The following is a 13147-nucleotide window of genomic DNA, read 5'->3' on the forward strand; positions in this document are numbered from 1 at the left end:
GCCCGCGCCTCGGATCAATCTCCGCAAAAGGCGAGCTTCGACAAACGTTTGCGGTTTACGGAAATCAGCCCTCAATCTTTTCCGCCTTGCGCCGTTATCGCTAGAGCATTCTCACTTTTTTCCAGGCGACATGGCCAAGACCATTCCTTTTCCCGGCGGCAACCAGGCAGCGCGCGCGCGGCAGGCGAAGGCATTGCTGCTGCCGATCCCGCGCAGCATGGCTGTCGAGCTGATCCTGCCCGTGCATATCGCACTCGACGCGATGCGGCGCGGCGCGGGCAGCAGGAGCGCCGCGCAGACGCTGACGCAGACGATGCTGCTGACCGGCTTCCTGTGCGATCTCGGCTACGGCGAGATGACCTACGAGCAGCTGCGCATCGCGGATCAGGCGCTGTCCGTGGCGTTCGAGCGCGGCCGCACGAGCGACGACTGGCGTCTCGGCGATGAACACGTCGAATTGTTAGCGCACATCGTCAGCACCTACGACGCGCAGCTGCAGCGCGCGCCGCTCAGCGCGCTGACAGACGCGAGCGCCCGGCTCGACCGCATCATTGCGAACGGCGGCGGCGAGCCGGCGATGCGCAGGCAGGCCTGATGCCTCCGCGGAGCCGGCGGGACGGATCGATCGGCTCCCGAAAATCCTCACCTCCGGGCCGCACGGCAGCGAAGCTGCATTGCCTGTATCCTCTGCTGTGACCGACGCGCCGCCCCCCCCGGGCGGCCATCACAGCAACCGCTTGCCCGACCGCAGGGCAACGCATGGGAACGGAGAGGCTTCATGACAGACGACCAGCGCAGCCCCGGCGACATCGATCCCGACTTGCTCGAAGTGGCGCGCGAAATCTTCGATGCGGCCCGGCGCGGCGAAGCGAACATGCTGGCCGCCGTCATCGAGAAAGGCGCGCCGCCCAATCTTCGCAACGAGAAAGGCGACAGCCTGGTGATGCTGGCGGCGTATCACGGCCATGCTGATGCCGTGCGCGTGCTGCTCGAGCGCGGCGCCGATCCCGACCTGCGCAACGACAACGGACAGACGCCGCTTGCGGGCGCGGCCTTCAAGGGTTTCAAGGATGTCGTGCAGACGTTGCTCGCGCATGGCGCCGATGTCGAAGGCGCATCGCCCGACGGACGTACGGCGCTGATGATTGCCGCGATGTTCAATCGCACGGAAATGGTCGAGTTGCTGCTCGCGCATGGCGCCAATCCCGACGCGCGCGGACGCGAACGCGTGTCGGCCGCCGACGCCGCCGCCCGCATGGGCGCGCCCGAGACAGCCGCGCTGCTCGCAAAGAAGGCGGGCGCATGACGGTCGACGGCCAGACAGTCGCCGTCGTCGCGCCGGCGGGCGTGCCCGACATGGAGCACGTCGAAGCAAGCATCGCCCTGCTCGAAAGCTGGGGTTTGCGCGTGCAGGTCGGCGCGCATGTGCGCGATCGTTACCGCTATCACGCGGGCAAGCATGAAGACCGCGCCGCCGATCTGCATCGTGCGCTGACCGATCCTCGCGTCGACATCGTGTGGGTGGCGCGCGGCGGCTACGGCAGCGTCTATTGTCTGCGCGCCGTGCCCGAGGCCGTGCCGTGCGCGAAGACGCTGGTCGGTTTTTCCGATGCGACGGCGCTGTTCGGCGCGCTGCACGGCATGCCGAACGTGCGCGTGATTCACGGTCCGACGCTCAACGGCCTCGCGACCAGACACGACGACGCCTCGCGCGACAGCGTGCTGGCTGAACTGCGCGGCGAGCGCCCCGCGCCTGTGCCGTTGCAGCGTCTGCACGATGCGGGCGCGGCGCGCGTCGAAGGACATCTGGCGGGCGGCAACATTACCGTGCTCGCAAGTCTCGCGGGGACGCCGTGGCAAGCGCGTTGCGACGGCGCGATCGTGCTGCTCGAAGACGTGACCGAGCTTGCCTATCGGATCGACCGCAGCGTCATGCAGTTGCGCGAGGCAGGAGTGTTCGACGGCGCGCGTGCGTTCGTGCTCGGCGAATTCATCCGCTGTCCGCTGCCCGAGAACGCGGACTTCACGCTGCACGATATGCTCGTCGATCTGTTGAAGCCGCACGGCGTGCCGATCTACGCCGGTTTCCCGATCGGCCACGGCACGCGCAATCATGCATGGACGTATGGTGCGCGGGCGGTGCTGGAAGGGGATCGGTTGGTGCGTTAGTCGTGCGACAGTTGCGCGATCATGCGTTGGACGAATTCGCCATTCGGGGCGTGAGGCGCAAGCGCTTCGCGCGCGCACCAGGGATAGGGCAGGCAGCTCGCCCAGCGCAACATGCTGTCGGCGGATTGCGCCGGCAGCACCGCCATTTCCTCGATCGTGATGTGCAATCGAACGATCTGCGACAGTTGTGCGTCGCCTGTCCAGTCGTACCGGCCATAACCGATGCGCGCAGCACGCGTCGTTTTTTCCGTCATGCAGACAAGCCAGTCGCATGAGAATTCACGCTGCCCATTCGCAGGCATCGCGCCGACGCAGAACGTGTACACGTTCTCGTACTTCAGCGCGAAATCGCTCACGAGCACGGCGGCAATCGCATCGCGTCCGTGCGTTTCTTGCGGAAACGCAATGGCAGCTGTCTTGACGGTCATGCCCAGCGAAGCATCGGGCGCAAATGCGTCCATCAGGAGATGAGGACGATTACCGTCTTTCGCCGATATATAGGATTCGATTGCACTTTTCAGTGTCGTCATCAGCTGCCCATCCGAAAGTAGCAAGCCAGCCAGTCTAAGCGCTTCGCGATGCGCGTTGCGCTTGCCCTTGTTGTCATGCCGACTTCTCGTCTGGTCCGCCAATGCGGCAGGCATTCTTTGCACAACATGACGAACGCGTCATTGCGCGCGACGCGCGTTGCGTCCGACAATGCCTCTTTCGTGCCGCGTCCCCGCCCGCGCGCATCCCACCGTCCGGACCCGCGCCATCGATGAACTCTCGCTTCGCCCGTCTCACGCGCATTCATTTCTTCATGCCGCTCGCTGGCGCGACACTGATGCTGGGCATCGCGATGTCGTTCACCGCGCCGTATCTGTCGCTGTTCGGCGTCGAGCAGGCGGGCTTGACGCCCCTCAGGCTCGGCCTCTTCATGACGCTGATCGCGGCGAGCGGCGTGATCGCGAGTGCTTGGGCGGGCAAATGGTCGGACAGGCACGGCCATCATCGCGGGCTGCTGCTCGCGGCATTGATCGCCGCGTCGCTCGGCTTTCTGCTGCTTTGTTTCGTGCGCAACTATCTCGCGCTACTCGCAATCGGCGTGGCGTTTCTCGGCGCGGGCGGCTCGGCGATGTCGCTGGTGTTTTCGTTCGGACGCGCGGCGTTGCCCATCAAGGACGAGGCCGAGCGTTCGTTCGCACTGGCGACGCTGCGCACGGTGCTGTCGATGGCGTGGGTGTTCGGGCCGTCCGTCGGCGCGCTCGTGCTCGCGGCAGCCGGCTTTTACGGGCTCTTCCTGTTCGCCGCGGGATGCTTTGCCGCCTGCGGCGCGATCGTCTGGCGCATGCGCGAGTCGCCTGCGGGTGATCCGCACAGCGCGCCCACGCACTACGCGGGCGACCCCGCGTCGTCGCTCGAAGTGACGACCGTCACCGAACCCGCCGAACCTGAACATGCCGCTCAAGCGCCGTCACCCAGTCCCGCGCGTGCGCCGTCTCACGCGCCCGGCACGCAGCGCCAGATCTGGCGTTCCGTCGTCGCGCTGACGTTGATCGGCCTCGCCGCGAACGCCACGATGATCGTGCTGCCGCTTTATGTCGTGCACGGGCTGAAGGGCACGCGGCTCGACGTGTCGATCATGCTCGGCCTCGGCGCCTTCCTCGAAATCCCGATGATGCTCGCGCTCGGCGCGCGCGGCTCGACGCTCAACAAGCTGAACTGGCTCGCCGCGTGCGCGGGCGTGCATGTCGTGTACTTCGTCGCCGTGGCGGCGGCGGGTACCGTCCACGTGCTGATTCCCATGCAGGCGTTCAATGCGTTCGTCGTCGCCGTGACCTCGTGTCTCGGCATGACGTACATGCAGGATCTGATGCCGCGCTCGCCCGGCGCGGCGACGGCGCTCTTCTTCAACGCATCGCGTGTGGGCTCGATCTTGTCGGGCGTGTTGTCGGGCGCCCTCGTGGCGGGGCTCGGCTATCGCGGCACCTTTCTCGTCTGCGGCGCGCTCGCGCTCGGTGCGCTGATCCTGTTCGCCGATCCGCCGTGGAAGCGGATGGCGCGGCGGGCGCGCGATGCCTGGGATGAATGGCGGCATCCGGGCTATTGATCCGTCTTCGCCCTCAGTTCGCCGTCACGCCGCGGCAGCGCGTCATGCTGCAATGCGTCGACGCGCGCCCCAAACCACCCGGCAGTGCGCGCTTCAGGACATCCGGCGCCCGCTCCCGAAAATCCTCACCGTCGAATCGCAACGTCCCTCTGCCGAGCAAGCCCCGCCGATGAACAGTAGAATCGTATGGAGCCCACTGCGGTGAGGTCCGGCAGGACGCACAGGCTCAGCAGTCGACCCGTACCAAGGGACACCAGCACGAAAGCCCAGCGCGCACGTCAATACGCGCGCACGCACTTTTCGACGCAAGGGAGATCTCATGAAGGTGCTCGCTGTTCACCCCAGTGGCCTGATGTACACCCGCGTCTATCTGCGCCTCGAGCCGCTCGGACTCGAAACGGTTGCCGCCGTGATACGCGAAGCCGGCTACGACATCCGTCTGATCGACCTGCAGGTCGAATCCCACCGCGCGTTGCACAAGCTGGTTCGCAACTGGCGGCCCGATGTGGTCTGTTTCTCCGGCAACTATCTCGCCAACATTCCCGAAATCATCGATCTGTCGAAAGCGGTCAAGTCGATGTTACCGGGTTGCTTCGTGTTCGTCGGCGGACATAGCGCGTCGTTCACGGCCAGCGACATGCTCCGCCACGCGGACGGCGCGATCGATTGCGTGCTCAAGGGCGAAGGCGAAGCGAAGGTGGTCGAGCTGCTCAAGGCCATCGCGCGCAAGGACGACCTGCTGCGCATTCCCGGCGTCGTCACGCGCGAAGGCGAAGGGCCAGCGCCCGGTTTTGTCGAAAGCCTCGACCAGATTCGTCCGGCGCGCGATCTGCTGCGGCATCGGCGCAAATACTTCATCGGCGTGCTCGATCCGTGCGCGTCGATCGAGTTCGCCCGCGGCTGCCCGTGGGACTGCACGTTCTGCAGCGCATGGACCTTCTATGGACGCAGCTATCGTTCGCGCAGCCCCGAAGTGGTCGCCGAAGAACTCGCGTCGATCCGCGAGCCGGGCGTATTCATCGTCGACGACGTCGCGTTCGTGCACGCCGATCACGGCATGGCGATCGCGCGCGAGGTGGAGCGGCGCGGCATCCGCAAGAAGTACTATCTGGAGACGCGCGGCGACGTGCTTCTGCGCAACAAGGAAGTGTTCGAGTACTGGCGCAAGCTCGGTCTGCAATACATGTTCATCGGCCTCGAAGCCGTCGATGCCGAAGGTCTCAAGGCGTTTCGCAAGCGCATCGACGTCGACAAGAATTTCGAGGCACTCGCGTTCGCGCGCTCGCTCGGCATCACGGTTGCGGTCAATCTGATCGCCGATCCCGACTGGGACCACGAGCGCTTCGAGACGATCCGGCAGTGGTGTCTGGAGATTCCGGAGATCGTCAACATCAGCGTGAACACGCCGTATCCGGGCACGGAAATCTGGCTGCGCGAACAGCGCAATCTGACCAGCCTCGATTACCGGCTCTACGATATCCAGCACGCCGTTTTGCCGACCAAACTCCCGCTACCCGAGTTCTATGGCGAACTCGTGCGCACCCAGCAGGTGCTCAACCGCAAGCATCTCGGCTGGGGCGCGCTGTATCGCGCGGCAGGCGAAGCGGCTTCGCTGCTGATGCGCGGACAGACGAATTTCGTGCGCATGCTGTGGCGCTTCAACTCCGTGTTCAATCCCAATCTGCAACTGAGCGACCACGCGCGCGAAGTGCGCTATGAAATGACGCCGCCGCCCGCGCAGCGGCCGGAACAGAGCAACGTCAAGGTGCTGTACGTGCATGGCCCGACGGGACGCAAGGGCCGCAAGATCGACGATGCGACCGAGAAGTTCGTCGATCAGAGCCGAATGGGAACGGGTTGAGGCGGGCTTCGTCCGGGCCGCTCGCTGCAGGCTGCCTTATACGCGCCCGGAACGGCTTAGAACGGTTCCTTGAACGGCCGCAGATCGATTTCGTGCGTCCACGCGGACGGATGTTGTAAATGAATCTGCCAGTACGCTTCGGCGATCGCGTCGACATTCAGCAGGCCGTTTTCGCCGCGCTCGGCGGCCGCTTGCGGACGCCGGCTATGCAGGCGTTCGCCGTCGATGCCGCCGTCGATCACCACATGCGCGACATGCAGCCCGCGCGGACCGAACTCGCGTGCCATGCTTTGCGCGACCATGCGCAACCCGGCTTTCGATGCGGCGAAATGCGCGAAACCAGGCTTGCCGCGCAGGCTCGCCGATGCGCCCGTGAAGATGACCGTGCCGCGTCCGAGCGGCGCAAGCCGCCGCGCTGCCTCGCGCCCGACGAGAAATCCGCCGATGGGCCCGGAGCGCAGAAAGTCCTGCATCTGCGCTTGCGTCAGATCGACAAACGGCACGTGCAGGTTGTTGCCGACGTTGTAGACGATCAGCGAAGGCACGTCGATATCGCCGGGCGGCGACATCGCCGTGTCGAACAGACGCATGATGTCGGCTTCCGACGCGCCGTCCATCGCGAATGTTTCGCTGGACCCGCCGAGGGACGCGATGCGCTTCGTCACGGCATCGAGCTTTGCCTGCGTGCGGCCCGCGACGTACACGTGATAGCCGTTCGCCGCGATCTTTCGGCACAAGGCCGCGCCCAGACCGAGTTCGGCGCCCACGCCGATCACTATTGCGCTATCACGCTTCATCGCGTTCCTCCGTTGTCCGGCCGCGCGGACCGCGCGGAATGTCGCGTGATTATAGGCACCGTGTGCGCACGGCTGCCGGCGGAGTGCCCACGTCAGTCGTTCGGTCGATCAAGTCCGCTCATGGCTCGGGATTGTCGAGATCGGACTGCACGACGGATTCGCCGTGACGATGCGCGGCCGCGCGCGCCTGGTCGCCGTCGGGAAACGGACCGATGTCCGGCGCGCCCGTGAACGGGAACAGCAGCCGGCCGTCCGTCTTGCGCACCACCTTCAGCTGTCCCATGTATGAACCCTCCGTCGTCCGGCGATACGTCGCGTAGATCTGGTAATCGTCCGTCGACCCAGGTTTCGAGGCCACAGCATTGCGTGCTTTCGGGAAAATCATCCGTGGCCTGGTCATGTTGCGGCTCCATTCCTTGAGTGCCGGACTGGTGTCTTTTGCCGGCACGTCGGTTGAAAATGCGCATCACGCTCGCGTGACGAATACCCGGATCACTGGCGCGCGCGAATGCGGGCGGTTCTTGCTGGTCGGCTTCGTCGGTCGCTCTGCCCTCCGTCCTCGCTGCCTGAGCTTCTGTTTGGTCTGCCTGAGGTCTGCCTGAGGTCTGCCTGAGGTCAGCCTGAAGTCAGCCTCAGGCGCTGCCGCTTCACTGCGCATCGCCCGGATCTGGCTTCACGGCGGGCCGTTTCCGCTTGCTGACGTCGGGTAGGCGCCTCGTGCCGTGCGTGCTGCCCGGACGCGCGACGCCCGTATCTGACGCGGCCGCGCCCGTCATGCCCGACGTCGACGATTGCCCCGGCCGCGGCGTCTTCAGTTCGCCCGCTGCTGCGCCCGGCATCTGCACGGATTCACTGCCTTGCGTCGCCGGATGCCAGCCCGCTTGCGCGTGAGCCTCGACGAAGACGATTGCGGCCGCGGCGGCAAAAATTGCCGCTGCCGCCGCGCCTCCAATCGAAACCGTGCTCACGAGTGGCTCCTTCGCTCGACGTTCCATCCACGTTTCAGCAAGCGACGTACCGCTTTTCCGCCAGCGCTTCACGCGCGCAGGGACGCGGTCCTCGCGCACGCGCATCCCGGCGCGCCGGATGCGCGGCGGGAACAGGGAATGCTCGTCGCCATACATGTCGCGGCGGGTCGCTCGCGACGCCAGCGCGGCGCAAGCCACGCACTTTTGCAATGGAAAAGGAGAGCGTCATGCCACTCAAGCGAGGCACATCGAAGGAAACCATCGGACACAACATCAAGACCGAGAAGAAGGCGGGCAAATCGCAGAAGCAATCGGTCGCGATCGCGCTGAATCAGGCGCGCAAGTCGGGCGCGAAGATTCCGAAGAAGCACGACAAGTAGCCAGTAGCGCTTAGGTGAATTGGGGAGCGTGCCGCGTCGGCCGGGCGCGAGCCTGGCCAATGCGGCGTTCTTCGCGGATCATCTGGCTGTCTGTTCAGCGGCCTCCTTTTTTAGCGGCCGACTAGCATCCCTTTAGTGGCCTTTTCAGCGGCGTTCCGACAACCTTTTTCGGCTGCCTTCCGGCGGTCCTCTATCGCTGCTTCCCGGCGGCCCTTTGCGAACGCGTACGAATGGCGCTCAGCACGTGCGTTCCTCGTCATACTCCGGGCGCGCGCCGCGCGGCAGCCACGGCTCTTTGTGCTTGCACCACAGTTCGTAAGCGGGCTCGACAAGTCCCGTCTCGTCGAACGCGCCGAGCGGCACATCGATTTCGTCGCGATCCGCGTACGTCATGAACGCCACCGATCCGCAAACCGGACAAAAATGGCGCCGCCCCGCCTGCGAGCTGCGCCACGCCTGCGTGCGGCCAGCAAACGAGACCGCGTTGCGATCGAAGATCACGTAAGCGCCAAATGCGGAGCCGTGTACCCGCCGACATGTCATGCAATGACACATGCCGACGCGGATCGGCGCACCGGTTGCGCGAAAGCGCACTGCGCCGCACGCGCAACCGCCCTCGTAAGTCGTTTGCTCGTTCATCGTGTTCTCCATGCCGATTGACGCTTACCGGCTTGCAGGGAACATACCCATACCGTAGCCGCGAAATAGCGGCGATGATCCGCACGCAACGCCTATACTTTCTTCGTTAACGTCCGGTGCGCTGTTTGCTAGCGGGCCCGCGGCGGCGCACCTCTAATCATCGAGCAACATGAGCGACGGCATCGAACATGCCCGCCGAGCGGGCGTCCTGCGCACCGACGATCTGAAAGACCGGCCGGCGCGCGCGCCCGATCATGCCGCCGAAGTCCGTTCGCTCGTCACGGTCGCCAGCGCGCAAACGGGCCGCCGGGACATACTGTTGCAAGCCATCGCCGATGCCGCACTCGCCGCGTGCCGCGCGGGCAGCGCGGGCATCAGCCTGCTCGAAACCACGGACGAAGGCCAAGCGGTGTTCCGCTGGCGTGCGGTAGCGGGCGCCTGCGCGGGATTCGAAGGCCGAACCACGGCATGGGCGGAATGCCCGTGCGGCATGACACTCGAACTCGGCGCGGCGCAACTGTTCGTCGAGCCGCATACGTTCTTCAAGAGCCTGCGCGACGCGGGCGCGATCATGACGGAAGGCATCGTCACGCCGATTCCGATTCGCTGTTCCGCGTCGAAACCGCTGGGCGCGATCTGGGTCGCGTCGCACGACGCGCATCGCTTCGATCGCGAGGATGTACGCCTGCTCGGCAATCTGGCCGTGCTCGCGGGCGCGGCGCTGACGCTGCTCGACGCGCAACAGGCGGCGGAAGGGGAGGCGGCCGCCGCGCAGCAGGCGCGGCGCGCGCTCGAAGACGCGGCGCATCGGCGCGACGAATTCATCGCGATGCTGGGCCACGAACTGCGCAACCCGATGGCGCCCATCGACAGTTCCATCGCCGCGCTCAAGCTGCTCTGCGCGGGCGAGCCGCAGGCCACGGACGTGCTCGCGATCGCGCAGCGGCAAATGCGCCAGTTGCGCACGCTCGTCGACGATCTGCTCGACGCCGCGCGGCTGCGGCACGGCAAGCTCGCGATCAAGTACAGCCGCACGTCGCTTAACGAAATCGTCTACGACGCGATCACCGCGCTCAAGCATCACATCGATGCGCGCAAGCATCACCTCGTGATCGAAGGGCTCGACCAGCCCGTTTATGTGCGCGCCGATCATGTGCGGCTCAGCCAGGTCGTGGGCAACCTGCTGTCGAACGCGGCGAAGTACACGCCCGTGGGCGGCACGCTGAACCTGCGCGTGCAGGTCGAAGCAAATGGTGCCGAAGCGGCGAATGGCATGGTGTCGATCGCCATCGAGGACAACGGCATCGGCATGAGCCCGGAAGCTCTCGCGCATGTGTTCGAGCTATTCGCGCAGTCGGCGTCGGGCACGCGCCGCTCGGAAGGCGGACTCGGCATCGGGCTTGCTGTCGTGAAGCGGCTCGTCGAACTGCATGGCGGGACGATCGGGCTCGACAGCCTGGGCATCGGGCGCGGCACGCTCGTCACACTGCGTCTGCCGATTCTCGATCACGAGCCGCAGGTCGCACACGATGCGCCTGTTGCCGCACCGGCGGCCCCGAGCCGCATTCTGCTCGTCGACGACAACGCCGACGCGCTCGACGCACTGCATCTGCTGCTCGAACTCGAAGGCCATCAGGTGATCGTCGCGCGCAGCGGACGCGAAGCGGTGCAGGTCGCGGCGAAGGAGTTGCCGGAAGTCGGCATCCTCGACATCGGCATGCCGGAGATGGACGGCTTCGAAGTGGCGCGCGCGATCCGCTCGAACGCCGCGCTCGCGCAGATGTTCCTGATCGCGCTGACCGGCTATTCGTCCGAGTCCGACAAGTCGCGCGCGCTCGCCGCCGGCTTCGACTATCACCTGACGAAGCCTGTGTCGATGGAGCGGCTCGCCGACGTGCTCTCGCATCGCGACGGCAGGAACATCAACGGTCTCGTCTGATGTAAGCCGTGAAGGTGAGTCGGCACGTTAGCGCTGGCGTCACTTTTCGCAAGTCCCGAAAAGCCTCACCATTGATCGCCGGACGCACCTCGCGGCACCTTTGACCTCAACCGCAAACCCTTTCCCGTCATGGGCTTGCATCTGTCATCGGTGCATGCTCCGAACGCTTGCAGCTCACTCCCGAATCTCCTCACCTTTGTGTCGCGCGAACCTTGCGCATGCGCCTGTTGTTCGCAGCCCCAGGTAACGCGAGCGCCAGGCCAACGCGCGTCGCGCGCGTGCACGAGGCCATGCATTTGCGTTTGGACGTCGTGCTAAATCGTTGATTTACCAGGGTTCCGCCTTCGCCGATGATGTCGTTCACCGACAGCAACCCTCTTCAGCCGGAGCCCGACATGTCCATGCAAGCCCTCGTTCTCAGCCACTACAACGGTCCGCTCGAACCGACCACCCTGCCCATTCCCGAACCCGCGCGCGGCGAGGTGCTGGTGCGAATCAAGGCGAGCGGCCTCAATCCCCTCGACACGAAGATTCGCGCAGGCGCCGCGGCGCACGCGCGCCACCCGCTGCCGCTCGTGCTCGGCATCGATCTCGCGGGCGAGGTCGTCGCGCTCGGCGCGGATGTCACGGCGTTCAAGATCGGCGACGAGGTATACGGGATGACGGGCGGTGTCGGCGGGATTCAGGGGTCGCTTGCACAATATGCGGCCGTCGATGCGCAACTGCTCGCGCACAAGCCGTCGCGTCTGTCGATGCGCGAAGCCGCCGCGCTGCCCCTCGCGTTTCTCACGTCGTACGCGGGGATCGTCGACCGGGCGCGCCTGCAGGCGGGTCAGACGGTGCTCGTGCAAGGCGGCGCAGGCGGCGTCGGGCATGTGTCCGTGCAGCTGGCGCGCGCGCTCGGCGCGCAGGTGTACGCGACGGCGAGCGCGCGCGACCACGAGATCGTCGCGCGTTTTGGCGCAACGCCGATCGACTACGCGACGCAAAGCGTCGAACAGTACGTCGGCGAGCACACGGCGGGCGAAGGCTTCGATCTGGTCGTCGATACCGTGGGTGGCCCGACGCTCGATGCATCGTTTGCGGCCGTCAGGCACTTTGGCCATGTGGTGAGCGCGCTCGGCTGGGGCACGCATGCGCTCGCGCCGCTGTCGTTTCGCGAAGCCACATATTCAGGCGTGTTCACGCTATATCCGCTGCTCACGGGCAAGGCGCGCGCGCATCATGGCGAGATGCTCGAACAGGCAGCGCGTCTTGTCGAAGAAGGCAAGCTCACGCCCTATCTCGATCCGCGCCGCTTCGATCTCACATCGGCCGAACGTGCATACGACGCCATCACGGAACGCACCGCGCGCGGCAAGATCGTGGTTGAAATCGACTAACGGTTGCGCGCGTCACACGTTCGCCAGCCGTTCGATCACGAGATCGAGCAACGCACGCAGACGCGCAAGCCGCTTCAGGTCGCGGTGATAGCCCAGCCATACGTCGCGGCCTGGCGGCGCAACGCCCATGTCGATGCGGCGCAGGCCCGGCGTCGTATCGCCGAGCGGGCACGGCAGCACCGCGAAGCCGCCGCCCTGCGCGCACATGCGCGCCTGCGCGCCGCGGTTGTTGCTCGCGTATGCGACGTGCGCGTTCGGCAGCATCTCTCTGATCCAGCTGACGTCGGGCAACTCGCCGAACGCGCTATCCATCGTGATCAGCGACTGGCCCGCGCCATCGCCGCGCGTGGGCGCGACAAGATCGATATGTCCGTAGAGCGCGTAATCCATGTGCATCAGCTTGCGCTGGATGACGTCGGGTTCGTCGAACGGCGTGATACGAAACACCAGATCGGCTTCGCGGCGCGCGAGATTGTAGCGGCGCGAATCCGTGACCAGTTCGATCGACATCTGCGGATGATGCGCGAGAAATTCGCCGAACACGGGCGTCAGCACGTGGACGCCGAACCAGTCCGACGACGAGACGCGCAGCCCGCCCGACAGTTGCTGCTCGTTGCCCGTCAGCGCGCGCAGGAACGCGTGCGCTTCCTCTTCCATGCGCTCGGCGTACGCGAGCACGGCGTGGCCTTCGTCCGTGAGCACGAAGCCTTCGGCCGTGCGTTGAAACAGCGTATGGCCGATGGCTTCCTCGAGCGCGCGCAAGCGCCGGCCCATGGTCGGCTGGGTCTGCCCGAGTTGGCGCGCGGCCGCGCCCAGCGTGCCACAGCGCGCGACCGCGAGGAAGATGCGTACGTCGCTCCAGTCGAGTTTCGAATCGTTCATAGGCGTCTTTGGCGGCATGCGGCAGGTTGGGTTTGCCT

General features: G+C 65.7%; 14 protein-coding genes. 8 read left to right on the forward strand and 6 right to left on the reverse strand.

The annotated features are described in order from the left end of the window. Positions 1-130: 130 nt before the first annotated feature. The 3 genes from H3V53_RS22690 to H3V53_RS22700 all read left to right on the forward strand — a co-directional run bounded on the left by H3V53_RS22690 (position 131) and on the right by H3V53_RS22700 (position 2169). Positions 131-595 (forward strand): hypothetical protein, encoded by a 465-nt coding sequence (locus H3V53_RS22690; RefSeq protein ID WP_336599865.1) that lies wholly within the window; start codon positions 131-133, stop codon positions 593-595. Positions 596-778: 183 nt separating this feature from the next. Beyond that, the gene (locus H3V53_RS22695) at positions 779-1306 is read left to right on the forward strand and encodes an ankyrin repeat domain-containing protein (protein ID WP_336599866.1); all 528 of its coding nucleotides are present in this window, start codon (positions 779-781) and stop codon (positions 1304-1306) included. Beyond that, the gene (locus tag H3V53_RS22700; RefSeq protein ID WP_336599867.1) at positions 1303-2169 is read left to right on the forward strand and encodes a S66 peptidase family protein; all 867 of its coding nucleotides are present in this window, start codon (positions 1303-1305) and stop codon (positions 2167-2169) included. The genes H3V53_RS22695 and H3V53_RS22700 overlap by 4 nt, the downstream gene beginning before the upstream one ends. Here the strand turns inward: H3V53_RS22700 and H3V53_RS22705 are convergent. Then, positions 2166-2699, reverse strand: a complete 534-nt coding sequence (locus H3V53_RS22705; RefSeq protein ID WP_336599868.1) for a hypothetical protein — start codon at positions 2697-2699, stop codon at positions 2166-2168. The genes H3V53_RS22700 and H3V53_RS22705 overlap by 4 nt on opposite strands. 230 nt (positions 2700-2929) lie before the next feature. On the opposite strand from H3V53_RS22705, the gene H3V53_RS22710 reads away from it, so the two are divergent. Further along, on the forward strand, positions 2930-4261 hold the full coding sequence (locus H3V53_RS22710; RefSeq protein WP_336599869.1) for a sugar efflux transporter: 1332 nt from the start codon (positions 2930-2932) through the stop codon (positions 4259-4261). A 319-nt stretch (positions 4262-4580) separates the two neighbouring features. Next, positions 4581-6122 (forward strand): hopanoid C-3 methylase HpnR, encoded by a 1542-nt coding sequence (gene hpnR / locus H3V53_RS22715; protein WP_336599870.1) that lies wholly within the window; start codon positions 4581-4583, stop codon positions 6120-6122. A gap of 56 nt (positions 6123-6178) precedes the next feature. Here hpnR and H3V53_RS22720 read toward each other — a convergent pair whose 3' ends face one another. The 3 genes from H3V53_RS22720 to H3V53_RS22730 form a co-directional block, all read right to left on the reverse strand. Next, positions 6179-6919 carry an SDR family NAD(P)-dependent oxidoreductase gene (locus H3V53_RS22720; RefSeq protein ID WP_336599871.1) on the reverse strand — a complete coding sequence of 247 codons (741 nt, stop codon included), beginning with the start codon at positions 6917-6919 and terminating at the stop codon, positions 6179-6181. 118 nt (positions 6920-7037) lie between these two features. After that, a complete protein-coding gene (locus H3V53_RS22725) occupies positions 7038-7319 on the reverse strand; it encodes a DUF6723 family protein (RefSeq protein ID WP_336599872.1) in 282 nt (93 codons plus the stop codon). 247 nt (positions 7320-7566) lie between these two features. Continuing rightward, positions 7567-7887, reverse strand: a complete 321-nt coding sequence (locus H3V53_RS22730) for a hypothetical protein (protein ID WP_336599873.1) — start codon at positions 7885-7887, stop codon at positions 7567-7569. A gap of 227 nt (positions 7888-8114) precedes the next feature. Here H3V53_RS22730 and H3V53_RS22735 point away from each other — a divergent pair, with 227 nt between their 5' ends. Next, positions 8115-8267: a DUF6496 domain-containing protein gene (locus H3V53_RS22735; RefSeq protein WP_336599874.1), complete on the forward strand. Its 153-nt coding sequence runs from the start codon at positions 8115-8117 to the stop codon at positions 8265-8267. 237 nt (positions 8268-8504) lie between these two features. Here the strand turns inward: H3V53_RS22735 and H3V53_RS22740 are convergent, their stop codons facing one another. Next, complete coding sequence (locus H3V53_RS22740) at positions 8505-8906, reverse strand: GFA family protein (RefSeq protein ID WP_336599875.1); 402 nt, start codon at positions 8904-8906, stop codon at positions 8505-8507. Between the two features lie 169 nt (positions 8907-9075). On the opposite strand from H3V53_RS22740, the gene H3V53_RS22745 reads away from it, so the two are divergent. Both H3V53_RS22745 and H3V53_RS22750 read left to right on the forward strand, forming a co-directional pair. Further along, positions 9076-10845 carry a hybrid sensor histidine kinase/response regulator gene (locus H3V53_RS22745; protein ID WP_336599876.1) on the forward strand — a complete coding sequence of 590 codons (1770 nt, stop codon included), beginning with the start codon at positions 9076-9078 and terminating at the stop codon, positions 10843-10845. A gap of 395 nt (positions 10846-11240) precedes the next feature. Then, on the forward strand, positions 11241-12227 hold the full coding sequence (locus H3V53_RS22750; RefSeq protein WP_336599877.1) for a zinc-dependent alcohol dehydrogenase family protein: 987 nt from the start codon (positions 11241-11243) through the stop codon (positions 12225-12227). 12 nt (positions 12228-12239) lie between these two features. Here H3V53_RS22750 and H3V53_RS22755 read toward each other — a convergent pair whose 3' ends face one another. After that, positions 12240-13109, reverse strand: coding sequence for a LysR family transcriptional regulator (locus H3V53_RS22755; RefSeq protein WP_336599878.1), 870 nt, complete (start codon positions 13107-13109; stop codon positions 12240-12242). Positions 13110-13147: the final 38 nt, after the last annotated feature.

It is taken from the genome of Paraburkholderia bengalensis (genome assembly GCF_037126505.1).
Taxonomy (GTDB): Bacteria; Pseudomonadota; Gammaproteobacteria; order Burkholderiales; family Burkholderiaceae; genus Paraburkholderia; species Paraburkholderia bengalensis.